A 24,998-nucleotide genomic window follows, 5' to 3' on the forward strand; every position below is an offset into this window, starting at 1 on the left:
CCGGCCAGCCCGAGCTTCCTGGATGGTTTTCGTGATCCTGAAGGGGCGGCTTCTACGAAAGTATAGCAGTCTTACTTTTCGTAACTTCGATTTCCGCCGGATCCAGCACACCAATGTACGGCAGGTTTCGGTAGCGGCCCGCAAAGTCGAGACCATAGCCAATGACAGCCTCGTCCGGAATATCGAACCCAACCAGGTCCGTTTGCACTGCCATCGCCTCCGCTTTCGGTTTGCGCAACGAGGGCCACGACCTTGATATCGGCCGGGTTTCGCGCCGCCCAGGACGTCCAGCAGATAGCTCAGGGTGAGTCCGCTGTCGACAATGTCTTCCACGATGAAACGGCGGCCTTCGATGTTCTCGTTCAGGTCTTTGAGGATGCGCACGGCGCCCGAACTGGTCACATCATCCATAGCTGGAGACGGCCATGAAATCGACCTTCAGTTCGGCATCCATCGCGCGCATCCAGGTCCGTCATGAACGTGATGGCGCCATTGAGCACGCCGATAAGGAGTGGGGTTTCATGCACATAGACTGCGTCGAGCTCAGCGGCAAGCTCTCTCACTCGCTGCTGAACCGAATCGGCATCGATGAGGATCCGCCGCGACCCCCTTACCTTGCGCTTCAAGACCGCCTCCGCCATCGAACCCCCGCCTTCTTGCCTGAACCTTCATCGGCCCTTGCCCCGAATGGTGGGATAGATTGCCGGGATGAGCAAGACCCCGGCCGGCGAAGCAACTGCCAGCACGTGCGTTCGCACGAGTGGATGAACCAGCGGCGCGCAGGTCGCCATCACGGAGTCGTTCGTCCCATGCACGGTCGCCTTGTCTGATCGAACGCACCTCCAGCGGCAAAACCCGCTTCTGAACGTCGAACGTCACATCACCCGGTCGCGGATCGTCGCGGATCTCGATGATCCATCCGTCCCACCCCGCATCGATCGGAATCGATGCGCGCCAACCTCATGCATCAGCTGGTCGAAGCGGACCAGCCGGTTGCCGTCGACAACGATCGAACAGCGACTCCCAGCCTCTTCGACTTTCGACTTTCGTCACCATCAGTCGCGAGAGCCCGCAGGCGGTGCACGACATCTGAATCTACTTCGGGCGGCCCAAACCACTCGAGCCATCGCCGCAGCACGCGGTTTGCGACAGCTGGCTCGAACCGACTCAGTGTCCGCTGCAGAGTGTCCGGTCAGCGTTCTCCGCTCGATACGGCGAGATCTACAGCTCGATGCATAGAAGACCTATCTGCATCGAGCACCCTCCAGCTGCGCGCGATCGTCTCGAACCGCATGCGGCCAGCGCTTCAGGATTTCCGGGCGGGGGTGCCCGTAGGGGCGCATCCAGTTCCGGTCGAAGTCGGTTTCGGCGTTGCTCTCGTCGACGCCGGGGACAACCCCAGGAAGCGCGACATATGCCTCGATCGCTGTTCTGGATTCAGCGAGCATGGCCTGGCGGTCAGGTTCACACCTCCGTTGCCTCCGGAACCCACCATGGAACAGGTCGGTGCTCGACGGGACGCATGCCGGCAGTCCGTCCAACCCCGCTCCTCGCACCAGATGCAGCAGCATAGTCTCCACCTGGTCATTCGCCTGATGGCCCAGCACGATCGTTGACGACTCCCCAATCATTGGCAGCGGCTGCCAGCGCGAGATAACGCTCTCTGCGGGCGGCTTCCTGCAGTCCAATGCCCACCGTTCGTCGTCGGAGACCGAGCTTCGAGTGTCACGACGTCGATCTGCAGACCAAGCGCTGCCGCCAGTTGCCGGCAGGCCGCGGCGTCGGCGTTGGGGTTGTCGCGAATCTGATGGTCGACATGAATGATCCGAATCTGCGTTCCGAGCAGGGGGAAACGCGTGCGAGCCCGGCGGCTAAGGCGAGCGAATCGACGCCACCAGAAAACGCGACCGTCAGGCGATCCCCGGTTGCACGCCACTGTTTCGCATCGCGCGGAGGAAGACGCGCCGCCGAATCCCGTCCGGGATTTCGATCACGTTCTCATAGAATTCATGAGTCCTGGGAATGTCGTTGGGGCGATGGTGCCGACGGGTGGATTCGAACCGGCCAAAGGCTTATGAGTCCCTTCATCTGCCACTGAGCTACGTCGGCCCAAAACAACGGTCGAGGAAGCCTAGCAATCCTGGGGCCTTCGCGTCAACCTCGGACGGGCCCGGACGCGGTTCAGCCCTCAGCGCTCTGCCAATGCTCGAACGGCGGGATGGAATCGAGATCGTTGTGCAGCCCGGCTATACCAGCGGCGATCGTGTTGCGTGCCAGCATCAACGCCGTGATCGGCCCTGTGCCCCCTGGAACCAGAGGTGATCGCTCCGGCCACGCAAGGCGCGTCGAAGTCGGCATCGCCAGTGTTGCGGTCTCCGATGACATTGGTACCAAAGTCGAGCACTGCGGCGCCCGGGCGGATCAGGTCCGGTGTTAAGTAGGGCTACCGATTGCCAGCGCGACAATATCGGCCTGCTCGCGTGTGTACGACACCGTCCTGGTGCCGCTGTGGCAGACGGTCACCGTTGCGTTTCGGCGCTGCAAGAGGGCAGCCAAAGGGCGACCGACCACATTGCTTCGCCCGATGACCACGGCGCGCGCTCCGTTCATCGGTATCCCGTAGTGATCAAGCAGGGCAAGGCCGCCATTTGGCGTGCTTGGCGCCAAACACGGAAGCCCCGGTGCCGACGGCCGGCGTTGATGACCGTCACCCGTCGACGTCTTTCAACGGGTCGAGTTGTTCCGAAGGCTCCGATTCCCACTGTCGATCCGCGCCGGGAGCGGCATGAGCACCAGCACCCCGGCGACCTCTGGGTCATTGCTGAGCTCTTGTAGCGCACGCTCCAGATCGGCATCCCGGCACCCGGCAGGCAAATCGACCGGCCGATGCTCGATCTCGACCCGCTTCATGGTCCTGGAGATCGAGGTGCGATACGCCTCAGCCGATGCATTCGGTTCCGCCGCCAGCGTCACGAGCACCGGGGGACGGCCACCATCGCGCAGCAGCCTCATGCGAGCAAGTCGGATCTGGCTCCTTAGCGTTGTGGCCAGGTCGCCGCCTCGCAGGAGAAGGGTGTCAATGTTGGTCGAGGTGTGGGCGGTTATGGAGATCCCGCTCCGGCTGTCGAAACAAGGCGGCGCGTTCCCCATCGAACCAGGACGAATTAAGCCACAGATCGCGTCCCTGAGGCCATCGCCCCGACGATGCAGGGCGAGACCCGTGCATTTCCGCATGACGCCTGGGCAACGACAGTCAACTTGGCGATTCGACACCAACGGCGCGCTTCAGCGATTATCCGCATTCGAAACGACGAGTACGCCGAAACCGATGTGGATAAGCTGAAATTCGAATTGACGGCTGGGCAACGGGCTGATAGGATGGTGTCAGTGAGTCAATGACCGGTCCGAACGGTCGCCGATCGAGATCGATCGATTGTGTCTATCTGTCACAGAGCGGGGTTACGAATGACGAAGTTGGCCAACTGCTGGAAGTCGCTTCGGGAGCGGCGCGGCGTTTCTCAGAGCAAGCTCGCTGAACGCGCTGAGTTCGATCACGCTACGTCAGCCGTCTCGAGGGCGACGCGCGTATGCCAACCCGGGACGCGGTCGATCGCCTGGGCGATGCGATGGACCTGGGTGAGGGCAGGAAACAGAGACATGCTCCTTGCGGCAGCGAGCTTCTTGCCGCGGGATTTCGCCAAAGTTCTTTCGGCTGAGCTGGCGCTCGGTGAGGTCTTCTATCTGTTGAGCGACGAGCAGCTTCCCGCGGAATACCGCGAGAACATGCGCCAGGTTCTCCATCTGCTGGCAGAGCAGGCGCGGATGCGCTATGCAGCTCGCGCCCATGGGCCGGGTTTCGGCCGCCGCCTAGCGGGGCTGATCCGAAAATTCGGCAGGCGGCTCCGCGCCGCGGTTTCGCACCCGCTTCGAACCGCGCCGGAGCCGGCGATAATATTTCCAGCTTCCGCTGCGGAGTAAGAAAAAGCACAGAGCAAAGCCCCGACGTCGCGGGGTCCCCGGCAATTGCCGGGCCTAGAAACGAGTCACCCCTTTGCCCGAATTCGCTCACCTGCACCTGCACACCGAGTACTCGCTCCTCGATGGAATGGGACGCATTCCCGAATACATCGAACAAGCGCAGGAATCAGGCATCCAGCACCTTGCGGTAACCGACCACACGGCGTGCGTCATATGCCGCCTACGATTTCTACAAGCAGGTGTCGAAAGCTGGACTACACCCTATCGTGGGCATGGAAGCGTATTTTGCGGAAGGCAAAGCGGGCCCTCCTCCGCCTGACGCATCGGAAGCGGAACGGAAGGCGCGACGCCGAGCATACCATCTCCTCCTGCTGGCGGAAAACGAAACCGGTTACGGAATCTGATGAAGCTCGCATCGCAAGCGAGCCTGAACGGCTTCTACTACCGGCCGCGGATCGATATCGACCATGCTCGCCAGACACCGCGACATCATCGCCACCTCGGCATGCCTCGGAGGCCCTACGGCGGGAACAACCTCCTCAACGAACGCCCTGATACTGCTCGTGACTATGCGGTGAAGCTGGCGGAGATCTTCAGGCGCGAACGGTTTTTCGTCGAGATTCAGGATCACGGCCTCAAGGAGCAGCTCCAGGTCAACCGGGACCTGATCTCGCTCGCGAAGTCGTTCGGCTTGCCGCTCGTGGTGACGAACGACGTCTCCACTACTGCAAGCAAGCGGATTCCCCAGCGCGAGCTTCTGGTCTGCATTCAGACGCGAACACCACGTTGAACGACCCCAAGCGGCTCAAGCCCGAAACCGACGAGCTCTACCTGAAGAGCCCGCAAGAGATGTGGAATCGGTTTGCAGAACTGCCCGATGGTCCTGAAGAACTCATTGCGCCATCGCGGATATGTGCCAACTCGATCTCTCGCCTCAGGGCTTTCAGCTACCACGACTTCGATGTTCCCGCAGGGTATACGAACCACGAGTATCTGGAACACCTGGTGCGCGCGGGGCCGCCAGAACGATACGACCTCTCTGATAGCGATGTGGAAAACAGAATCGCTTATGAGCTGCGCGTTATCGGGAACATGAAACTCACCAACTATTTCCTGGTGGTGTGGGACTTCGTGCGCTTCGCCAAGGAGAACGACATTCCGGTCGGTCAGGCCGCGGTTCTTCCGCAGCGGGAAGCATCGTCACCTATTGTCTCGCGATCACGTCGCTCGATCCGCTCAAGCACGGATTGATCTTCCGAGCGGTTTCTCAACCCGGATCGTCTTTCCCTTCCGGATATCGATATCGACTTTGCGGACGATCGGCGCGACGAGGTGATCCAGTACGTCGTCGGGAAGTACGGCGACGATCGTGTTGCGCAAATCTCCACGTTTGGAACCATGGCGGCGCGCGCATCGCTGCGTGATGTCGGTCGCGCGATGGGCATGCCGTTCAGCGAGATCGACCGGGTGGCCAAGCTCATTCGGCAGAACCAGGAATGACGATCGAAAAGGCGCTCGATCGCGTCGCCGAGCTCAACGACGTTCTCGAGGCCGACAAGCGCCTGCGCGAACTGGTCGACAATGCGAAGAAGGTCGAGGGCATCGCTCGCCACTCGTCCACCCACGCAGCGGGTGTGGTCATTTCTCGCGATCCGCTGATCGAGACGGTCCGTGCAGCGTGCGAGCGGCGGCAAGAGCGAAGGGCGAAGTCACCACCCAGTATCAAATGGGATTGCTCGAGGAAATCGGTCTTCTCAAGATGGACTTCCTCGGCTTGACCACCCTCACGATCCTTCGGCGGGCTGTCGATCTCGCGCAGCGCAAGTCACCCGACCTGACCATCGACGCGATTCCGCTGGAAGATGAAGAAGCATTTCTCCGTTTGCAGCAAGGCGGCGATCGGGGTCTTCCGGTTGAGTCGGCATGACCACCCGCATGACCACCGAGGTGGCGCCGAACTCGTTCGACGACCTCATTGCACTCATGGTTGATCAGGCCAGGACCAGCGGGAGGAGCCGCCGAGTTCTGCGACCGCAAGCATGGGCGCTCACCGGCTGACTTCGGCCATCCCGACCTGGAGCCAATCCTGAAGGGCACGTTTGGCATTGCGGTCTATCGGAGCAGATCATGCAGATTGCGAACGCGATCGCAGGATTCTCCATGGCGGACGCCGATGGCCTTCGCAGCGCCATGGGCAGAAGAAACAGGACTTGATGAGTCCTATCGCAAACCCTTCATCGAGGGCGCCGTCCTTTTTATGGCCTGACGGCGGCGTTGGCCGACGAGCTCTATTCCATGATGGCGCGTTTTGGCGGTTACGGATTCAACAAAGCGCATAGCGCCGCGTACGCGGTGATCGCGGCGCAGACCGCCTATCTCAAGGCGCACTATCCGGTCGAATTCATGTGCGCGCTCATGACGACCGATGGCGACAATCACGACCGGCTCGTTTCGGACGTGGCGCATGTGCGGCGGATGGGGCCATGACGTGTTGGGACCGATATCAATCGCAGCGCGCTCGACTTCCAGCCGGAAAACCAAGTCGAACGGCAAGGAATCGATTCGCTACGGACTGAGCGCCATCAAGAACGTCGGCAAGGGCGCGGCGGGAATCGATTCTGAAGCGTGGTGCGACCATCCCAATCAAGAGTTCGCCAGCCTGAGGATTTCGCCCTGGCCGGGGTCGACTGGACGAAAGTCTCCCGGCAGTGGCTGATTCGCTGGCCAAGAGCGGCGTGCTCGACTGTTTCGTCCGCGCAGCGTGATACTCAACCGGTTGGAACCAACGATCTCCGGCGCCATCGACCGGCGCGCGGCGGCCAAGGGTCAACTGGGATCTGGATATGCTCGGAGGCTCCGTCGCGAAACAAGTCGAGACGCCTGAATCGATCACCAGGAATCTCGCTTCCTTGCGGCAGCGGCTGTCGTGGGAGCGTGAGTTGCTCGGAATCTACCTGAGCGACCATCCAGTAAACGACGTCTTGCAGCGCGTCGGCAGCTATGGACGACAGGTCATCAACGATGTGCATGACCGTTTTCCTGGCGATCGGGTGCGCATCATCGGTCAGGTCGATACATCACGGCGCTTCCTCACGAAAGCGAACAAGACAATGGCCATTATGGACTTCGAGTGACATGACCGGGACGATCGAGCTCGTGGCATTTCCGGAGACCTATCAGACGTTCCAGGATGCCTGGGAGGTCGATAACGTCATCGAGGTCGAGGCCAAGGTCGACCTGCGTGGCGAAAAAGCAGCTGATCTGCGAGCGCGTATTCGATTCGATCGACGCCCTCGGTCCAAGACCCAGCCAGCAGCAGGTGCATATCGCGCTGGTGAGCGATTCGTCGGACGCAACGCCCGTATATCGACGAAATGCCGGTAGCAAAAGCTGCAGATCATCCGGGAACACGACGGTGATGAAGTCGGCCGTCCATCGGTAAATGGCGAGGACGACCTGCCGATGCGCAGCCGGACCTTGAAGGTCGAGTGGAACGAATTGCTGCAGGCTGAACTCCAGAACTTGCTCGGAGAGGACCTGGTGTGGGTCGAGCCACCTTGCGACAGGTTCTGGCGGCTTAAGCGCGAACTGGGCCTGGCGCGGAATAATTTGCTGTCCGCTTTCTGAGTCATTGACCACAGGTCCACTGGATCATCGGACAGCAGCCATAGATGACGTCTCTGGCCGGGCGAGTCCCATGGCGCGACGCACCCTCGACCTCGGTTGTGACCGGAATTCCCATCGGAGGAAGCTCGTTCCGGCGGGCGCCTTCCATGGCGAGCGACGTGCGCTCGATATCGCGCTTAGTCGTCGTCTGAGACGATCAGGAAGTTGCTGATCGGCCCAGCAATCGTCCGATCTCAGCAGTGTCGGCAAGCACCGCGCCACGCATCCGCTGAACACGGTGAGCAGCGCGATGGCTTCAGCAGAGCGCGCAACACCGGGCGCAGATGCCAGGAGGCCGACGGGCTGTCCAGAATGATCACCGAATTTCGACGTCAGCACATTGAACGAACCGGGGATGCTCTCCGGATCGCTGACAAAGGCGAGCAAACCAGCACGAATTGCGGCCTGCGTCGATGCCCAACACGGTTGCCAGTGAGGCGGCCATGAGCGTGTCGAAGACCATAAAGTTCGCGCAGCCATCGAGCGCGTAACGCAGTTCCTGTCGCTCGCAAAGCAGAAGAACGCGCCTGCCGTGTGAAACTGCCAGCTGGTCACCGGCAGCCAGGCCAGGCTACTGCTCGTCTCGAGGTGTGATTCCGTCATCGGACCATCGAGCCCCAGGCCGACGAGCATGCGGTTGTGGGCCGGAGGTCGAGAGATCGGCCGCGACGGCCAGGTCTTCGCCGTTGAGGAACCATCCAGCCTTGGTTGACGACCGCCGTGAGCAACGCAGGCATGGCACCAAGCAGGCGGGCCGCATCACCTGCGAGCAGACAATCTTCGCGATTGGCGCAGACGTTGTCACGCCAGCACCGGCAACCGCGGACTGGTCGCCAGCGTCGACGCCGTGGCCCAATCGACCTCACGAATTGCAATGTCGATCGCCCCTTGAGGCCAGACCGGACTCCACCTTGCCACGGTCCCAGCTCTCCAACCTGGCGCACGCCATCGATATCGACTCGTGGCTCGACCACGTGGCAACCCGCAGGCCAGCGGTTCGCAGAATCGATTCGAGGATCTTGGCGACGAGCGTTTTCCCGCGGGAACTGGCGACGACCGGCCGCGAGCCAGTTGCAGACCGGCGCTGGTTGCCCACGAACGCCATTCGGAAAAGCTCGCGAACTCCGGTGAGGTCCGGACTAAACTACGGGCGCCTGCACCAATGAATTCGGCGTTCCAGGTCCGGCTTGATCGCGCGCACGGCGTTGCCGCCGCGGTGGCTGACCAGATCCTTTTCCCTGGTCGCTTCAGCTCGGCCATCGATCTGCCATCATCGAACAGGAAGACCGATCGTAACCAAACCCATTGGCCCCCTTCGGTATCGCTCCGGTGACGCCAGAACAGGTCCCCTCCACCGTCGTGACGAGCCCGTCGGCGTCGGCAAGCGCAAGCCAGCAAACAAACCTGGCCGATCGATCCTCGCCGCCGTTGCCATTCAGCAGCTTCAGGAGCTTCGATATTGCGGGCGTCCGAAGGCGGGCTGCCTGCGAATCGCGCCGATCCGATCCCCGGGGCTCCTCCCAGGGCTCGCACCTCGATGCCCGAATCATCGCCGAGCGTCAGACAGGCAGTCGCCTTGGCGACGGAGATCCGCCTTTGCTTCGGCATTCTTCCGATATGACTCCATTCCCTCTGGCGGCATCACCAGATCGAGTCCGGAAAGTCCCTCCACGCGAAACTCATCTCCCAATGGCCGTTCGAACTCGGCAAGTTTCCCAGCGTTCCCGGTGGCGATGAAATTGGCAGCCGTTCATCATTCATTGCGCAGCACCGACTGGCGCGGACGCGACGCCAATTGGAATATCTCCTCGGCGTTGGCGGTCGTCCGCTCAGCGATACGTTCGATGAGGATACAGCCAGCAGGTCAGCCAACGCCTGCGCGATGATCGGGATGTTTGCTGGGTATTGCGCCGTTCTTTCACGCCGCGTGGCGTCAGATGAGGAGCATCGGTTTCCAGGGCATCCGAGTCCAGCGGTATCTCCCGAAGAGTTTCTCGCAAATCCGCTGAACCGGAGCGGGTCATCAGTCCGCCGATGCCGAACATGTCGCCCCGTCGAAGCGCGAAATCCTGGCCGATGCGCCATCCGTCGAATGAATGGAAAACCACTCGCACCGTCGGAAAGGCCTGGAGAATCTCGGTGAGCTCCGATTCGACATCGCCCCGCATGTGAACGATCACCGGTAGCGAGAACGACCGCGCGAGTTCGAGTTGATCGCGGAAAGCAGCCTTCTGTGACGAGCGATCGACCCATTCCCGGTAGTAGTCGAGCCCAGTCTCGCCAATCGCGACTGGATTCGTAGCGTCGAGCAAGCGTTCGAGCTCAGTTGCCACATCGTTCGACCAGCGGTCCGCTGAGTTCGGATGCATCCCGAGCGCGTAGGAAGCGTCCGGATGCTGCTCAGCCAGGGCGACGACCACCATCCAGCTCTCCGGTTCGTATCAATATTGATGAAACGGCCGGACTCCAGCCGCGCGCTGGCCTCGATGACCTGCGGCAAGTCTTTGGCGAACGCATCGTCATCGAGATGACCATGCGATTCGACGAATTCCATTACGTTCCTCCGGCGTCACTTCACTGGCAGCGCTCTTGGCAGATTTCGCGGCTTGTCAGGATCATTCCCACGAAGCAGCGCTGCATGAATATCCAAGCATTTGGGCCGGCAGCGCCTGGACGAGCGGGGGCAGCGTCCCAGCATCTGGTGTTGGCAACCACACGCATCGAACACCGGGTCATCAGCCAGGCCGATACCGAAATGATATGCCCACCACGCTCAGTTCCATTGCTCCGGAAATGATGTCCGCGTGGGTTTCGTCGTTCGGGGCATAGACGACGCATGGCGTGCCGTCCTGCACCAGCGCAGGTCACCCCATGCTTGAGTTCTCCCGCCGCGAATCCCTCCGCATGAATAGGAGACCTCTTTGATCTTGAGGGCGGCTTCCAGCGCGGTCGGGTACGGGGACCAATCCACGGCCAATCACAAAGAGGTGCTCGGCCTCGTAGATGTCCCGCGCGATCGCCCGCACGCGATCGATCCATGCCGGCGACAGCATGTGGCGCATCCCTGTCGCGGCCTCCTGGACGAGATCTCGCCAGGCCTCGGGCGTTCCAGCGTCAGCACATGAGCCGTCATGAGCAGCGTGGCAACTTTCGCGGTATACGCCTTGGTCGAAAGCACGCACTGCTCCGGACCGGCCCCGAGATCGACCCGGATATCCACCATCCGCCGAGGGTCGATCAGGCGATGACCACCCCAGCCAGCGTTGCTCCCGCGCTCGCGCCGCCAGCATCGCTTCGATGTCCGGTAAGATTTCACCGCTCTGTGAAAACGCGATCGCGAGTGAACCCGGTTTCGAGAAAAATGCTCGTAGTCGCCAACTCAGATCCTGGAGCGAAATTGACGCTGACGCGAAACAATTCTGCTAAAGAGATACGACCCGGTCAAGGGCCGCGACACCGTTCCACGACCATATACGCGCCGTACGATTCCCCGGATCGCATTGGCGGCGTCGATCACTCCCCAGCAGGGCTCGACGAGGCGCTCGAGGACGTCGGGCTGCTCGGCCATCTCTTTTGACATAAAATCAGGAAAACCGCCGAGTCCGTCTCGCCGCTCGTCCACCGGGGATCGGCGCCACCCAGCCATTAACGTCCCGGAGAGGTGCGAAATCGAAATTCCGTCCATGAAGCTACATTGGCAACCTCGCCATCCTCGAGATAGTGGATCTCGGTCGCATGTCGGCGAGCTATCTCGTCTGAGGCAATGGTGACCTTGCTGCAGTTGCGCCCGACGACGAGCGGCGACGTGCGTTTCGTAGCGTATCGATTCGACGCAAGGTCGAGCACGATCACCGCTCCAAGTCCATCGAGACGGGCGAAGACGCGCTCCAGCGCCTCCTGCCAGCGTGCGCCCGAAGCGCGCTCATCCTCGATCAGGTGCGCGTCGCTGCTATCCTGTTTCCGAGCGAAAGGGTATGCCCTTCGCCTCGACCTCGTTTCGAAGTTCCCGAAGTTCTCGACGATGCCGTTGTGTATGACAGCGATCGAACCTGAGCAATCGAGGTGGGGGTGGGCATTGGCGTGGGTGACGGCGCCATGTGCGCCACCGCGTGCCGAATCCGATTCCCGCATCTGAAGAAATCAACCGATGCGACCGAGGATCTTCCCGATCGTTTTTCGTCAGCGCCAGTTGGCCGTCTCACTCCGACCGCCATCCCACAGAGTCGTATCCCCGGTATTCCAGCGTCTTCAGCGCCGCAAGGATCGCCGATCCGACACCCGTCGACTCGCCAACATACCCGAAGATCCCGCACATCGATCTGCGCTCCAGTCACGCATGGGCGCTCCGCCGCAATTGCGTGCGCCAAAGCAAGCGCGCGAGCAAAGGCGAATTTCCTTCGCTCGGCCAACAATTCGGTTCTCGATGGAGCGAGAGTGGGCTAAAGGGCAGTTCGAAAGGGCCTCTGTCGATCCGTTACCGAATCCGGTTTGCTCCTTGCGTAACGACTCTGCCAGCCGAGAAAGCGACCGCCGAAAGGTTCGATGGCTTCCACCTCGTCAACCTGCGTCCTCCGAGCAGGTCAAGGCGCCAATCGATTGGAGACATCCGACGTCCCCCGCTCCGTTCTGTCCGCAGTGTACGCATCTCGCGCCCGATTGGCAATGGAAAACGGTATACTCTGGTTGCCGATGCAGGCATCCCCGTTGGTTCATTCGGAAAGGGCAACGGCACCAATGTGATCCGTGCGGTACACCAGGCCCGAGATGGGAGCGGTGTGGAGTGACGATCACAAGCTGCAGGTCTGGCTACGCGTCGAGCTCGCGGTCTGCGAGTCCTGGCATCGGCGTGGCCGTTCCCGATTGGGCCGATCAGGCTTGATCCGTGGCGCCAGTTGCGATCTCGAGCGAATGCAAGAGGTCGAACGCGAGATCGATCACGATGTCATCGCCTTCTTGCCGCGCCACCGGCGAAACCGTTGGAGAAGCTTCACGCTACATCCATCTCGGCCCTGACCTCGTCGGATGTTGTCGACACCGCCTTGTCCATCCTGGTGCGAGGTCCTGCGCAATCCTCGAGATCGACCTCGAGCGGTTGATCGAGGTCGTCGGGCAGCGAGGGCGGTACGCTACCGCAGCACCCTGCATGATTGGCAGAACGCACGGCGTACATGCCGAACCCACACCTTCGGCCTGAAGTTGGCCGTGTGGTACGACGAGCTTCGCCGGCAGCTCGAACGGCTTCGCTGGCTCGCGAAGAAGATGCGTGTTGGCAACTCTCCGGGAGCGGTCGGAACCCATGCGCACGTTCCTCCTGATGTGAAGGCGAAGTCTGCGAAGCGTTGGGCTTGCGACCAGCCCCGGCCTCGACCCAGATCATCCAGCGCGATCGGCATGCGTTCTTCCTCTCGGTGCTGGCTGGAATCGGCGCCACGATCGAAAAGGTCGCGGTCGAAATTCGCCATCTTCAGCGGACAGAGGTCCGCGAGGTGGAAGAACCCTTTGGCGAGGGCAATCCGGGAAGCTCCGCCATGCCGCACAAAGCGCAATCCCGCATGAGTCGGAACGGCTGAGCGGGTTGGCGCGCCTTCTGCGGGGCTATGCCGTGACCGGCCTCGAAAACGTGGCGCTCTGGCGTAGGCGGCATCAGCAGCATCCTCGACCAGGCAGGAGTGCGATCTTCCGGAACGGCCATCATCATTCAGACTACTCGCTCGGTTGTTTCGCCGAGATTCTCGAGGATCTGACCGTCAACGAAGACCGCATGAAACAGAATCTCGATCTCACCGGCGGACTCATCTTCTCGCAACGCGTCAGCATTGGGCCTCGTCGATGCCGGCATCGACCGGCAAGTGGCATACAAGCGGGTCCGAGGCGCATATGGACAACTGGCTGAACGGCTCGAGCTTCGAACAGGCGGTGCGTACGGACCCTGAGATCGCCGAGCCAAGATGGTCAGGAGCAGATCACCGAACTCTTCGATCCCTACCAGCAGTTGGGGCATGTCGATGCAGTTTTCGAACGCCTCGGTCTGAACAAACCAGCGGTGAGCACGTGACCGGCGCAGTCGCAACTCAGCTCCTCAAATTCGCTTCCCGCTCAGTGCGCCAAAGGCAAGGTTCGCGACTGCTATCTGCTGGGCGACGATCTGCTCTTCGTCGCAAGCGGCCGCATTTCCGCATTCGATGTCGTCGCTTTAGCGCGATTCCTGGCAGGGCGCCGTATAACCAGCTTTCGAATTTCTGGTTCGAGAAAACGCGAGACATCATTCCCAATCACGTCATCCAGTGCGGACTGCCGGATTCGGTCGAAACCAGCGACCACGCATGGTTCGACGCTCGTTCCCACCACAAGCGAAGCAGGCCGACCGAATCGACTTCGAATGCGTCGTCCGCGGCTATCTCGCCGGTTCTGGTTGGAAGGAATATCGATCTACTGGCGGCATCGCTGGGCTTTGAACTGCCGGTTGGGTTGCGGCGGGCCGCGCGGTTGCAGAACCGATCTTCACGCCTACAATGAAAAACGACATCGGTCACGATGAGAACATCACCGTCGAACGGTTGCGCGATCTTGTCGGCGCCGACCTATCCAGCCAGTTGGAGCGCGCGAGCATCGAGCTCTACACCTTCGCGGCAGCACATGCCGCAACGTGCGGGATGCTGCTGGCAGACACCAGTTCGAGTTCGGAATGATTCGAGGCCAGGATTGACCGTCATCGACGAAATGCTGACCCCCGACAGCGCACGCTACTGGGATGCGTCGACGCATTCTCTGGCCGCGAGCCAGAGAGCTTCGACAAGCAATATGCGCAACTGGCTCGATTCCACCGGTTGGAACCACGAGCCACCGGCCCCGTCCCTTCCGGACGATGTCATCACTGGCACACAACAACGCTATATCGGCATTCAACGTCTCACCGGACGATCCGGTCTTGAGAGAGCGCCCTACGAACGAGAAGTCGCATTCGATTTGGCAGGTCGATGTGCTCGTCATGCCGAAAGCGAATACAACGACCCGGAAGGGGAGGCTATCCGTAATGGTTCACAGCCTTGGCTATTCTGGCGTGGAACGCGTGCGCGCTGGCAAGCACTATCGGTTGCAGCTCGACGCGCCAGCGCTCCGGCGCAGCCCGCGCCACCGCAGAGGAAATGGCCGAGAAGCTGCTTGCCAATCCAGTCATCCAAACCTATCTCATCGAATCGGTGACAGAGGCGCCGGAGCTTCTAGGCATGTCGTCGCAGATCGCGTTATCTACATTTCCCGGCAGCAATGGCGATCAGGATTCGTTCGACGCGCCACGCCCTGAACCTGTCAGCGCCAACGCGGATGATCGACTATCAAGGAGACCGACCTCTCCGGGTTGGCCGCCATTGTACGCCAGGCGGGTTCTCGTGTAGTGCACCTGCGTTGCGGGGGCGATCGCGCGATTCGCGCCGGTCATGGAGTCGCTCAAGGACTTTGCAGAGGGCGGTCCCGTGCCGGGACTCTGTAACGGCTTCCAGGTCCTGACAGGCGCATCTGCTTCCAGAGCGCTCCTTCGGAACGAATCGCTCAACTTCCATTGCCGATGGGTGAACATCCGGGTCAGCTTGCCAGACCACCATGGTTTTGAATTGGCGAGGTGATGTGCTGAACCTCCCGATTGCGCATGGCGAAGGCGCCTATTTTGCCGATGACGCCACGCTCGACGGGCTCGAAGCCAACGGTCCGGGTGGTTTTCCGCTGACTGCGAAGCCGATGCTTCCCGGTCAGCCCGGGCGCCAATTTCAATGGCTCGGTGCGTTCGATCGCCGGTGTTTGCAACGAGAAGGGTAATGTCGTCGGCATGATGCCCCACCCGGAACGGGCTTCCGATCCACTCTCGGACCCACCGATGGACTCAAAGATCCTCACGTCCGCGCTCGGTTTCTGAATGTGGGTGTAGGTGACGACGTCGACCACCGGCGGATCGATTCGGAAGGCGCCTGGCGAGAAGTCGCGCTCAGCGACGACGAGTATCGCCGTATCCTGGAGCTGCTCGAAACGCGCGAGCCAACACCCGTGGAGCTTGGCATGTTCCGGTTCGATGTGGAGCGAGCACTGCGGCTACAAGCACACCCGGCCCGATGCTCGGCCGCTTGCCGACCAAGGCCGACTGGGTGCTGCAAGGACCGGGCGAAAACGCTGGCGCTATCGACATCGGCGACGGTCTCGCTGCCGTCTTCAAAGTCGAGTCACACAATCACCCAAGCGCGGTCGAACCCTATGAAGGGGGCCGCAACAGGCGTCGGCGGTATCGTGCGTGACATCTTCACCATGAGCGCGCCCGGTCGCCATCCTGAACTCCCTTGCGGTTCGGGCCGCTCGATCAACCGCAAACAGTGCCCTGTTCACGAATGTCGTCGCCGGTATTGGCGGCTGGCAACTGTCTCGGTATTCCCACTGTCGGCGGCGGGTCTTTTTCGATCCGTCGTTCTCTGGAAACCCGTTGGTCAATGCCATGTGCATTGGCATCGTGCCAACCGATGGCATTGTGCGCGCGAAGGCCTCGGTGTTGGCAATCTGATCATGCTGATAGGGGCAGACACGGGCGCGACGGACTGCACGGAGCCACCTTTGCGTCGGTCGACGACCCGGAAGCCTACTGTCGTTGTCGTCAGGTTGGCAACCCGTTCCTGGAGGAATTGCTTCTCGAGCTGTCTCGAGCTGCTGCGAACGGGCGCGGTCGTAGCCATACAGGATCTCGGCGCGGCAGGGCTGACCAGCTCGACGGTCAGATGCAGTCGGGGAGTCGGGGCGGAAATCGATGTCGCCAAGGTTCCCCGACGCGAATCGGGCATGACACCGTATGAAGTCATGATGAGCGAGAGCCAAGGAGCGGATGCTGCTGGTGGTCACGCCCGAAGCTGCAGACGAAGTCAATCGCATCGCAGACGCTGGTCACTGCATTCTGCCGTGATCGGCACCGTGACCAACAGCATGGTGCGCGTCCTGGACGACGGCGAGATCGTGCCGAAGTCCCGGCGGAGTTCACCGATGCCTGTCCGACCTGTGCGCTCAGCGGCTGGAGTCTCACGGAGATCATCGCTGCGCGCGAGGACAAATCGCGCCCAGCATCCCGACATCGAATTGCGGCACGTCGGCGAGGATTCTGCTCGAGCTGCTCGGCGTCTCCAAATATCGGATCTCGGCGTCCGGTCTATGAGCAATATGACCACACAGTCAGACCAACACGGTCGTCGCTCCCGGTGAGGGAAACGCGGCGGTGCCTCGAGGATCGCAGCGAGGCATCGCCAGCGCGATCGACTGTAACCCGCGCTATTTATATCTCGATCCATATGTCGGCGCCATGCATGCTGTGGCCGAAGCCAGCCGAAACGTGAGCTGCTCACGGAGCGACGCCACAGGGCGCCACCAACTGCTCGGCACAGCGTAGCCGCAGAAACCAGCTGGTTACTATCGACTCGACCGTGCCGTCTCCGGGCTGGCCGATGCCTGCCGCGCGCTCGATATTGCCGATGGTTGGAGGCAATGTCTCCCTTTACAACGAAACCGCCGCGGCCGATCAAACCAAACTGACCGTTGGTGTCATCGGGGTCTTTGACGACGTTCGACGCCACGCGACCGCTGAAATGGACGCCAGGCCAGTCGATCTATCTTGTGGGCGACAGCGCTCCGTCCCTTGGCGGCAGCGAATACCTGAGCCTGCGGTTTGGAGAGGTCGTCGGGACTCCACCGGCGCTCGATCTCGACACTGAATCGGCCGTGCAGGCCGCCGTTCGATCAGCCATCGAGCAGGGTTTGACATCCACAGCGCACGACCTTGCCCTCGGCGGGTTGCCAGTGGCGCTCGCGAAGATGGCCGTCCTCTCGGGGAGCGGCGCAGTCATTGACAGTCGCGCCATACTTAGGCGTTCGAACCGCGTCGATGAGGCGTGGTTCGGAGAGACAGCCTCGCAGATCATCGTGACCTGTGAGCCCGCGTCCAGCAGTTCGTTGGAATCCGTGCTCTCGAATGCCGGAGTAGCCTGGACCCTGCTCGGGACCACCGGCGGAGAAGCGCTCGATTTCGGACACGCTACTATCGACCTATCCGCTCTTCGTGCCGCACTCGATCGGGCGTTCGATCCCACGGACCTCTCCGGGGCTGCCTGAGATAGGAAAACGACGCGTGATTCCCGAGGAATCGTTCGATTTGTGGAGCATGCTGGATGACAAGCCGCATGAAGAATGCGGGGTCTTCGGCATCTACGGTCCCGGAGAGGATGTGGCGCGCATCACCTTCTTCGGGCTCTACGCCTTGCAGCATCGCGGGCAAGAAAGCGCCGGCATCGCAACCAGCGATGGCCATGCCATTCATCGCCGCACGCATCTGGGGTTGGTGAGCCAGGCGTTTACAGAGAACGATCTCGCGGTGCTGCCTGGCTTCGCTGCCGTTGGGCATACGCGATACTCCACCACCGGCCAGAGCAGCGAACGCAACGCTGGCCCAATGCTGACCGAAAGCCCGCAAGGACCCATCGCTGTCGGGCACAACGGCAACATCGTGAACGCGTTCGCGCTTCGAGATGAGCTCGAGGCGCGTGGAGAGCGATTCGTCACCACCACCGACAGCGAAGTGCTCGCGCGCCTGATCGCGCTAGCACCGGGCGAAGACATGGTGATGAAACTGCGGCAAGCGATGCCCCGGTTGAATGGCGCATACAGCCTCGTGATCCTCACGAAAGACAAGCTCTACGCTGTTCGCGACCCGAAAGGCGTGCGACCACTCTGTCTCGGCAGGTTGGGCGGGAACTGGGTCGTCGCGTCAGAGAGTTGCGCGTTGATGACCGTTGGCGCGGAATTCGTACGCGAGGTCGAACCGGGCGAGATCGTGCAGATCGATGCAGATGGCATGCAGTCGTTTCGACCGCAAGAGCAAGTCAAGCACGCCACCTGCCTGTTCGAGCTCATCTACTTTGCCCGTCCGGACAGCACGCTGCTCGATCAACGTTTGCACCTGGTGCGCCAACGAATGGGTGCGGTTCTCTCGGAGGAGCATCCAGTCGAAGCCGACGTCGTTGTCGGGTTGCCCGATTCCGCCACCCCTGCCGCCATCGGTTACGCCAAGCAATCCGGCATTCCGTACGGCGAGGGCTTGATCAAGAACCGCTATATCGGCCGGACGTTCATTCAGCCTGACCAGCGCTTGCGCGATATCGGCGTCTCGCTCAAGTTCAATGCATTGCCCGAGGTGCTCGAAGGCAAGCGGGTGGTGCTGGTCGACGACACGATCGTGCGCGGGACCACCAGCCGGCCAATCGTCAATCTGCTCCGCAGCGCTGGCGCCAGGGAAGTCCACATGCGGGTGCATGCGCCGCCAATGATGTGGCCGTGCTATCTGGGTGTCGACCTTGCGCGGCGAGAGGAGCTCATCGCGGCGCGCATGACCGTCGAGGAGATTGGCAAGCACATCGGCGCTGACTCGATTGGGTATCTTTCCCTCGAAGGACTCCTGCGGGCGATCGATGCGCCCGGGGGAGGCTTCTGCACCGGCTGTCTGACGGGGAACTATCCGATACCGGTGCAGCTCGAAATGGATATGAACAAGCTGGTACTCGAGCGAGAAGCACTTCTGGCCTGACGCTCCAAAGAGGAAACGGGGAGATTCGTTGACCGAAACCGAAACCGAGGTCTTGTACACGCCGCTTTACGACCGGCATGTGGCGCTTGGCGCGCGGCTGATTCCGTTCGCTGGCTGGATGATGCCGGTGCAGTATGCGGGAATCCTTCATGAGCACCGGCTGGTTCGCACCAAGGCTGGTCTTTTCGATCTCGGCCACATGGGCCAGGTCGAGGTGACCGGACCGGACTCGCTCCCGTTCATGCAATATGTCGCGAGCAACGACATCTCGGTGCTCGAGCCCGGCAAAGCGATCTACGCTCTTCTCACAAATGAAGATGGCGGCGTGGTGGACGACATCATCGTCTATCGCCCAAACGAAGGGGAGGGCTACTTCGTCTGTGTGAACGCGTCCAACAAGGACAAGGACGTCGCATGGATGCAGCGATGGGCCGCCGAGCGAGACGACCTGGACGTGACAGTCACGGACATTTCTGACAAGACCGGCATGATCGCAATTCAGGGCCCCGAGTCAGAGGCGATCATGGCGCCACTTGTGGCCAACCCAATTTCAAAGCTCGACTACTTCGCCTGGATGCCGAATGCCATCAACGGGATTCCCGTGCGGCTGGCCCGCACCGGCTACACCGGTGAGGATGGATTCGAGATCTACAGCAGCATCGACGATATCGGCGCCATCTGGGACGCGGTTTACGAAGCCGGCCAGCCGTTTGGTCTCGAGGCCATCGGACTTGGCGCTCGCGACACGTTGCGGCTCGAAGCACGCATGCCACTCTACGGCAATGAGATGGACGATCAGATCACTCCGCTCGAAGCCGGACTCGGCTGGGCCGTAAAGCTGAACAAAGGCGATTTCATCGGTCGCGACAAACTGGTAGCCCAGAAAGAAGCCGGAGTTCCACGCAAGACGATCGGGTTCGTGATCGAAGTACGCTCTGGCGCGCCACGCTCGCACTGTGAATTGGCTGTGGATGGCAAAGTCGTCGGCCACGTCACGAGCGGCGCGTTTTCGCCCACGCTCGAGCAAAACATCGGATTGGGCCTTGTCGATGCGGATATCGCCGGTGTTGGCAAGCCAATCGATGTCATCATTCGCGATCGCGCCGTTCCGGCGGTTCAGGTAAAGACTCCGTTCTATAAGCGCGAGCGAAGCTAGCTCGCTGTCGAAGACACTCGAGGGGAGAAGAAAAATCGTGTCATCACCTGCCGATCTCAAATACTCCAAGTCGCACGAATGGGTGCGAGTCGATGGCGATGTTGCCACCATTGGTCTCGCCGATCATGCGCAAAGTGAACTTGGCGACATCACCTACCTCGAGTTGCCAGACGTCGGCGACACCGTCACGGCGGGAGAGCCGCTGGGTGTCGTGGAATCGGTCAAGGCTGCGTCCGACATCTATGCCCCGGTCGGCGGCGAGGTGATCGAGCGCAACGAGAATGCCGTGAACGCGCCGGAACTGGTCAATCAGTCCCCGTTCGGAGACGCCTGGCTCATCAAGGTCAAGGTGGCCGATGCCGCCGATCTCGACGCGCTGATGGATGCCATCGCCTATGACGAGTTCCTCGAAAGCGAAGCCGGGCACTAGTTCTTCCTGGAAGGGATCAGGCGGGACCGAGCATCGGTGAATCGCTGACTGCTCGAGCGCATCGCCGCCATCAGTTGGGTAGTTTTTTCGTACGCATCGTTCAGCAAAAGGATCGAGAACCACATGGCCTTCAATCCTCACACGGCTGAGGACCGCAGCGAAATGCTCGCGGTGATCGGAATCGACGATCTCTCCGAGCTCTTCGAGCCAATTCCGGCAGACGTGCGACGCCCGACGCTCGATCTCCCCCCACGGCTGACCGAGATGGAGGCAGCGGCCTATCTCGACAGACTCGCGGCGAAGAACCTGATTCCCAACGGAGCCGATTCATTCCTGGGCGCCGGCTCATACCGGCACTACTCCCCGGCTGCCGTTTCGCAGCTGCTGTTGCGCGGTGAGCTGTTCACGGCCTACACGCCCTACCAGCCAGAAGTCGCGCAGGGAACGTTGCAGATCATCTATGAGTTCCAGTCGCTGATTGCCGCCCTCTTCGACATGGATGTGGCAAACGCATCGATGTACGACGGCGCCACTGCCCTGGCCGAAGCAGTGCACATGGCGGTGACTGCCGCCAAGAAGAAGGACAAGGTCCTCATCAGCGGCACGATCCACCCAAACTATCTCGAGGTGATCGAAAGCTATTCGGCCGGTGCCACCTTTGAGATGGCTACGCTGCCACTGCCATCGAATGGACTGGCGACCACCGCAGCGGAGATCTCCGCTGCGATCGATGAAAACACCGCCGCGGTCGTTGTCCAGTATCCGAACTTCTTTGGGACGATCGAAGACCTGGCAGCGATATCCCAGGCCGTGCACGATGCCGGAGCCTATCTCATCGTGGCGACCTATCCCGTCCCCTTGTCGCTGCTCAAGCCACCGGGCGCATTCGATGCCGATTTCGTGACCGCCGAGGGGCAGTCGCTCGGTGTGGCGCAGAGTTTCGGAGGCCCATACGTCGGTTTGCTCGCGACGAAACAGGAATTCGTGCGGCAGTTGCCTGGACGGCTGGTGGGAATGACCACCGATTCGGAAGGCAAGCGCGGGTATGTGCTGGCATTGCAGACACGCGAGCAGCATATCCGTCGTGAGAAGGCCACCAGCAATATCTGCACCAACCAGGGCTTGATGGCAACTGCGGCGACGATCTACATGTCGTTGCTCGGCCCGGAGGGCTTCCGGGAGATCGGCCGGGCGTCGTACAACAATGCCCACTATCTGGCGGATCGGCTTGCAAAGATTCCGGGTGTTTCGATTGCCAACGGTGGCGAGTTCTTCAATGAGTTCACCCTGACGACTCCGGTTCCGGCGGCCGTCATCAACGCGGCTCTGTTGGAGGCAGGAATCATCGGCGGATACGACCTGGGCAATGTCGATGAGTCGCTGGTGAATTCGCTCCTCATCGCGACCACCGAGCTCACATCGATCGATGGCATGGACCGGTTCGTCGAAATCGTTGGGTCGGTCGTCGTCTGATCTCGGCAGGACCGTGACGTATACTTCCGGCGCTGCCGGCCACGTGGAGGCCGGTCTTTTTGATATGTCGCGATGTTGTGGGGCGCGCGCCGATTTCGGCCGCGAACCGGCGGCTTCGAGAACGAAGTCGAGGTAAGTGACCGTGGCCAAGCCAATCGTAGCCATCGTCGGCCGTCCAAACGTCGGCAAGTCCGCGCTGTTCAACCGCCTGATTGGCGAGCGGGTTGCCATTGTCGAGGACGAGCCGGGCACCACGCGCGACCGTGTCTACGGCACTACCGACTGGCGCGGACTCGAGTTCACGCTCGTCGACACCGGCGGATTGCAGGACGAAGAGGAGATCGAAGCGTCGAGCGTTGCGGAAATCGCTCGCCGCACCCGCGATCAGGCTCGCAGTGCAATCTCCGAAGCTGATGTCATCGTCTTCATGGTCGACTCCAAGAACGGTCTCACCTCAGGTGACTATGAGGTGGCGGATCTGCTACGCCGCACCGACAAGCCGACGATTCTCGGCGCGAACAAAGCCGACAACCTCGAGCGGCGCGATTCGGTCTTCGAGTTCTACGAGCTCGGTCTTGGAGAGCCAATCGCGCTGTCAGCGCTCCATGGAACGGGAACTGGCGATCTGCTCGATGCCATCGTCGAAGCGCTGCCGCATTCTGACGAGGACGAGATCGAGTTCGAAGGCCCGAACATCGCCATCGTGGGACGTCCAAATGTTGGCAAGAGCCGCCTGGTGAACGCGCTCCTCGGCCAGGAACGCGCAATCGTGAGTGATGTCCCTGGCACCACACGAGATTCGCTCGACACCCACCTCGAGTGGAATGGATCGCCAGTCACCTTGATCGACACGGCCGGAATTCGTCGTCGGGGCCGCGTCGAGACTGGCATCGAGCAGTACAGCGTGCTGCGTTCGATGCGGGCCATCGACCGGTCGGACGTCGTCCTGATGGTGGTCGATGCGACCGAGCCCTTCACCGCGCAGGATCTGCACATCGCCGGGTACGTCGAAGAGCAGAAGAAGGGTATCGTCGTCGTCGTCAATAAGTGGGACCTGATCGAAAAGGACACCTACACGATGGACGAGTACCACGCGTTGGCGGCCAAAGAGCTCGTCTTCGTGCCATACGCGCCCATAGCGTTCATTTCTGCGAAATATGGGCAGCGAGTCCACCAGGTGCTCGATCTCGCGCTGGAGGTCGTCAAGGAGCGCAAGAAGCGCATTCCTACCGCGGCCCTGAACAAGATGCTGCGAGAAGCAGTGGCCAATCATCCGCCGTCGAGCAAGTCCGGCAAGCCAATCAAGTTCTACTACGGGACGCAGGTGGATATCGAACCGCCCAGGTTCGTCTTCTTCTGCTCAGATCCGAAGGCGATTCACTTCAGCTACCGGCGGTACATCGAGAACCAGCTCCGTGAACAGTTCTCGTTCACCGGAACCCCAATCCGGATCAGTTTCCGCGGCCGCGATGATGCCGATCTGTAACCTCGAGCTCAGAGTCCCCTGACCATTTCGCCCGGCCGCCGATCCCCAGAAACACGACTCGAACGGCCGCCGGGAGAGCTGTTACCGTTGGGCTTGCCGGGCAGATCTGCCTACGCTTCTCAGGACGGGTATCCATCCGGATAGCGCTGCATCCAGTCCCAGGCACTGCCGATCATCTGGTCGAGTGTCGATCGATGCGGATTCCAGCCGAGTTCTCGGCGCGCTCGCTCGGCATCGGCGATCAGAATCGGCGGATCGCCGGCTCGGCGCCCATGATAGTTTCGCGGCACGGGCTTGTCGGTCACCGCTTCGACCGCGTCGATCACCTGCGCCACGCTCGCGCCGTTGGTCGTGCCGAGATTGAACGGCCCGGACACATCATCGATGTGGTCGAGGCCAAGAATGTGCGCATCGATCAGGTCCTCGACATGCACGTAGTCGCGGATCGCTGTGCCATCGGGAGTGGGATAGTCGGTGCCAAAAACATCGAGTGGTGGACGGCGCCCGGCCACCGCCATGAGCGCATTCGGGATCAGATGGGTCTCCGGCCGATGGTCCTCGCCATGCTTCTTGGTTGCCCCGGCAACATTGAAATACCGGAATGCGATCCAGCGGGTAGCGTACGCGGTTGCGTACGCTTCGAGCATCTGCTCGAACATCAGCTTGGACAGGCCATATGGGGAGACTGGCTGCTTGGCTGTAGTTTCGAGAATCGGGATTTCGGCTGGTGCTCCGTAAACAGCCGCGGTCGATGAGATGATGAAACGATTCACACCGGCCGCGCGAGCTGCCTCCAGCAAGTTGTAACCGCCAACCATGTTGATGCCGTAGTAGAGATCGGGTTTGGCAACCGACTCGGGAACGATCGTGGCAGCAGCGAAGTGCATCACGGCATCGGGCCGTGCATCCGCCACAATTGCGTTCAGTTCGGCGGCATTGCGCAGATCGCCCTTGACGACGGTGGCCGCCGGTTCGATCGACGCCGGCTGACCGGTGCGCATGTTGTCCAGCACAACCACCTCGTGGCCCGCGTCGATCAGCTTTTCCACACCGACACTGCCGATATATCCGGCTCCTCCGGTCACGAACACGCGCATCATCTCTCCATTCGATCGTCAGGCCGCGCTCTACGCAAACGCGGAGCGCCGAAAGCCCGATGGTACAATGCACTCGCCCGAATCTGCTTTCCCCTGGTTCGATCGACTACCCT

At 61.1% G+C, this 24,998-nt stretch carries 24 protein-coding genes and 1 pseudogene; 18 read left to right on the plus strand and 7 right to left on the minus strand.

All coding sequences use genetic code 11. From position 1 onward, the window contains the following. Nucleotides 1–52 precede the first annotated feature (52 nt). The 4 genes from R2855_10745 to R2855_10760 all read right to left on the minus strand — a co-directional run bounded on the left by R2855_10745 (nt 53) and on the right by R2855_10760 (nt 3,234). On the minus strand, nt 53–214 hold the full coding sequence (locus R2855_10745; GenBank protein MEZ4531491.1) for a hypothetical protein: 162 nt from the start codon (nt 212–214) through the stop codon (nt 53–55). Nucleotides 215–398: 184 nt separating this feature from the next. Further along, nucleotides 399–641, minus strand: a complete 243-nt coding sequence (locus R2855_10750) for a hypothetical protein (GenBank protein MEZ4531492.1) — start codon at nt 639–641, stop codon at nt 399–401. A gap of 1,792 nt (nt 642–2,433) precedes the next feature. Next, nucleotides 2,434–2,667, minus strand: a complete 234-nt coding sequence (locus R2855_10755) for a hypothetical protein (GenBank protein ID MEZ4531493.1) — start codon at nt 2,665–2,667, stop codon at nt 2,434–2,436. A gap of 57 nt (nt 2,668–2,724) precedes the next feature. Beyond that, nucleotides 2,725–3,234 carry a tetrahydrofolate dehydrogenase/cyclohydrolase catalytic domain-containing protein gene (locus tag R2855_10760; protein MEZ4531494.1) on the minus strand — a complete coding sequence of 170 codons (510 nt, stop codon included), beginning with the start codon at nt 3,232–3,234 and terminating at the stop codon, nt 2,725–2,727. A gap of 423 nt (nt 3,235–3,657) precedes the next feature. Here R2855_10760 and R2855_10765 point away from each other — a divergent pair, with 423 nt between their 5' ends. From R2855_10765 to R2855_10800, 8 genes are all read left to right on the plus strand, one after another. Further along, on the plus strand, nt 3,658–3,978 hold the full coding sequence (locus tag R2855_10765) for a hypothetical protein (protein ID MEZ4531495.1): 321 nt from the start codon (nt 3,658–3,660) through the stop codon (nt 3,976–3,978). A 403-nt stretch (nt 3,979–4,381) separates the two neighbouring features. Continuing rightward, nucleotides 4,382–4,768 (plus strand): hypothetical protein, encoded by a 387-nt coding sequence (locus R2855_10770; GenBank protein ID MEZ4531496.1) that lies wholly within the window; start codon nt 4,382–4,384, stop codon nt 4,766–4,768. Then, on the plus strand, nt 4,765–5,229 hold the full coding sequence (locus R2855_10775) for a hypothetical protein (protein ID MEZ4531497.1): 465 nt from the start codon (nt 4,765–4,767) through the stop codon (nt 5,227–5,229). The genes R2855_10770 and R2855_10775 overlap by 4 nt, the downstream gene beginning before the upstream one ends. 81 nt (nt 5,230–5,310) lie before the next feature. Next, nucleotides 5,311–5,478 carry a hypothetical protein gene (locus R2855_10780; GenBank protein MEZ4531498.1) on the plus strand — a complete coding sequence of 56 codons (168 nt, stop codon included), beginning with the start codon at nt 5,311–5,313 and terminating at the stop codon, nt 5,476–5,478. A gap of 178 nt (nt 5,479–5,656) precedes the next feature. Then, nucleotides 5,657–5,905, plus strand: coding sequence for a hypothetical protein (locus R2855_10785; protein MEZ4531499.1), 249 nt, complete (start codon nt 5,657–5,659; stop codon nt 5,903–5,905). A 368-nt stretch (nt 5,906–6,273) separates the two neighbouring features. Beyond that, on the plus strand, nt 6,274–6,465 hold the full coding sequence (locus R2855_10790; GenBank protein ID MEZ4531500.1) for a hypothetical protein: 192 nt from the start codon (nt 6,274–6,276) through the stop codon (nt 6,463–6,465). 356 nt (nt 6,466–6,821) lie between these two features. Then, nucleotides 6,822–7,112 (plus strand): hypothetical protein, encoded by a 291-nt coding sequence (locus tag R2855_10795; protein ID MEZ4531501.1) that lies wholly within the window; start codon nt 6,822–6,824, stop codon nt 7,110–7,112. A 1-nt stretch (nt 7,113) separates the two neighbouring features. Beyond that, nucleotides 7,114–7,362 (plus strand): hypothetical protein, encoded by a 249-nt coding sequence (locus R2855_10800; protein MEZ4531502.1) that lies wholly within the window; start codon nt 7,114–7,116, stop codon nt 7,360–7,362. Nucleotides 7,363–9,473: 2,111 nt separating this feature from the next. On the opposite strand, the gene R2855_10805 is transcribed toward R2855_10800, so the two are convergent. Further along, nucleotides 9,474–10,067, minus strand: a complete 594-nt coding sequence (locus R2855_10805) for a TatD family hydrolase (protein ID MEZ4531503.1) — start codon at nt 10,065–10,067, stop codon at nt 9,474–9,476. Between the two features lie 1,222 nt (nt 10,068–11,289). Further along, the gene (locus R2855_10810) at nt 11,290–11,775 is read right to left on the minus strand and encodes a hypothetical protein (protein ID MEZ4531504.1); all 486 of its coding nucleotides are present in this window, start codon (nt 11,773–11,775) and stop codon (nt 11,290–11,292) included. A gap of 1,214 nt (nt 11,776–12,989) precedes the next feature. Here R2855_10810 and R2855_10815 point away from each other — a divergent pair. The 10 genes and pseudogenes from R2855_10815 (at nt 12,990) to der (ending at nt 23,788) form a co-directional block, all read left to right on the plus strand. Further along, nucleotides 12,990–13,214, plus strand: coding sequence for a lyase family protein (locus R2855_10815; protein ID MEZ4531505.1), 225 nt, complete (start codon nt 12,990–12,992; stop codon nt 13,212–13,214). A gap of 753 nt (nt 13,215–13,967) precedes the next feature. After that, nucleotides 13,968–14,333, plus strand: a pseudogene (locus R2855_10820) (phosphoribosylaminoimidazolesuccinocarboxamide synthase). A 934-nt stretch (nt 14,334–15,267) separates the two neighbouring features. After that, nucleotides 15,268–15,456 carry a hypothetical protein gene (locus tag R2855_10825; GenBank protein MEZ4531506.1) on the plus strand — a complete coding sequence of 63 codons (189 nt, stop codon included), beginning with the start codon at nt 15,268–15,270 and terminating at the stop codon, nt 15,454–15,456. Nucleotides 15,457–15,746: 290 nt separating this feature from the next. Next, a complete protein-coding gene (locus R2855_10830; protein MEZ4531507.1) occupies nt 15,747–15,926 on the plus strand; it encodes a hypothetical protein in 180 nt (59 codons plus the stop codon). Nucleotides 15,927–17,220: 1,294 nt separating this feature from the next. Continuing rightward, nucleotides 17,221–17,775 (plus strand): AIR synthase-related protein, encoded by a 555-nt coding sequence (locus R2855_10835; GenBank protein ID MEZ4531508.1) that lies wholly within the window; start codon nt 17,221–17,223, stop codon nt 17,773–17,775. A gap of 16 nt (nt 17,776–17,791) precedes the next feature. Next, the gene (gene purF / locus R2855_10840; GenBank protein MEZ4531509.1) at nt 17,792–19,243 is read left to right on the plus strand and encodes an amidophosphoribosyltransferase; all 1,452 of its coding nucleotides are present in this window, start codon (nt 17,792–17,794) and stop codon (nt 19,241–19,243) included. A 28-nt stretch (nt 19,244–19,271) separates the two neighbouring features. Then, complete coding sequence (gene gcvT / locus R2855_10845; GenBank protein MEZ4531510.1) at nt 19,272–20,399, plus strand: glycine cleavage system aminomethyltransferase GcvT; 1,128 nt, start codon at nt 19,272–19,274, stop codon at nt 20,397–20,399. A gap of 37 nt (nt 20,400–20,436) precedes the next feature. Beyond that, entirely contained in the window at nt 20,437–20,829 is a 393-nt protein-coding gene (gcvH, locus tag R2855_10850) for a glycine cleavage system protein GcvH (GenBank protein MEZ4531511.1), read from the plus strand. Nucleotides 20,830–20,952: 123 nt separating this feature from the next. Further along, complete coding sequence (gene gcvPA / locus R2855_10855; protein MEZ4531512.1) at nt 20,953–22,302, plus strand: aminomethyl-transferring glycine dehydrogenase subunit GcvPA; 1,350 nt, start codon at nt 20,953–20,955, stop codon at nt 22,300–22,302. 136 nt (nt 22,303–22,438) lie between these two features. Next, complete coding sequence (gene der, locus R2855_10860; GenBank protein ID MEZ4531513.1) at nt 22,439–23,788, plus strand: ribosome biogenesis GTPase Der; 1,350 nt, start codon at nt 22,439–22,441, stop codon at nt 23,786–23,788. Nucleotides 23,789–23,907: 119 nt separating this feature from the next. Here the strand turns inward: der and galE are convergent, their stop codons facing one another. Next, complete coding sequence (gene galE / locus R2855_10865) at nt 23,908–24,888, minus strand: UDP-glucose 4-epimerase GalE (protein MEZ4531514.1); 981 nt, start codon at nt 24,886–24,888, stop codon at nt 23,908–23,910. Nucleotides 24,889–24,998: the final 110 nt, after the last annotated feature.

It is taken from the genome of Thermomicrobiales bacterium (assembly GCA_041390825.1).
Classification (GTDB): domain Bacteria; phylum Chloroflexota; class Chloroflexia; order Thermomicrobiales; family UBA6265; genus JAMLHN01.

Excerpts from the sequence above, each read along its gene's own strand:
- R2855_10745 (MEZ4531491.1), bottom strand. The coding sequence starts at position 214 with ATGGCAGTGCAAACGGACCTGGTTGGGTTCGATATTCCGGACGAGGCT.
- R2855_10750 (MEZ4531492.1), bottom strand. The coding sequence starts at position 641 with ATGGCGGAGGCGGTCTTGAAGCGCAAGGTAAGGGGGTCGCGGCGGATC.
- R2855_10760 (MEZ4531494.1), bottom strand. The coding sequence starts at position 3,234 with ATGCGGAAATGCACGGGTCTCGCCCTGCATCGTCGGGGCGATGGCCTC.
- R2855_10765 (MEZ4531495.1), top strand. The coding sequence starts at position 3,658 with ATGCTCCTTGCGGCAGCGAGCTTCTTGCCGCGGGATTTCGCCAAAGTT.
- R2855_10770 (MEZ4531496.1), top strand. The coding sequence starts at position 4,382 with ATGAAGCTCGCATCGCAAGCGAGCCTGAACGGCTTCTACTACCGGCCG.
- R2855_10790 (MEZ4531500.1), top strand. The coding sequence starts at position 6,274 with ATGATGGCGCGTTTTGGCGGTTACGGATTCAACAAAGCGCATAGCGCC.
- R2855_10795 (MEZ4531501.1), top strand. The coding sequence starts at position 6,822 with ATGCTCGGAGGCTCCGTCGCGAAACAAGTCGAGACGCCTGAATCGATC.
- R2855_10800 (MEZ4531502.1), top strand. The coding sequence starts at position 7,114 with ATGACCGGGACGATCGAGCTCGTGGCATTTCCGGAGACCTATCAGACG.
- R2855_10805 (MEZ4531503.1), bottom strand. The coding sequence starts at position 10,067 with ATGGTGGTCGTCGCCCTGGCTGAGCAGCATCCGGACGCTTCCTACGCG.
- R2855_10810 (MEZ4531504.1), bottom strand. The coding sequence starts at position 11,775 with ATGCGGGAATCGGATTCGGCACGCGGTGGCGCACATGGCGCCGTCACC.
- R2855_10830 (MEZ4531507.1), top strand. The coding sequence starts at position 15,747 with ATGCTCGGCCGCTTGCCGACCAAGGCCGACTGGGTGCTGCAAGGACCG.
- gcvPA (MEZ4531512.1), top strand. The coding sequence starts at position 20,953 with ATGGCCTTCAATCCTCACACGGCTGAGGACCGCAGCGAAATGCTCGCG.
- galE (MEZ4531514.1), bottom strand. The coding sequence starts at position 24,888 with ATGATGCGCGTGTTCGTGACCGGAGGAGCCGGATATATCGGCAGTGTC.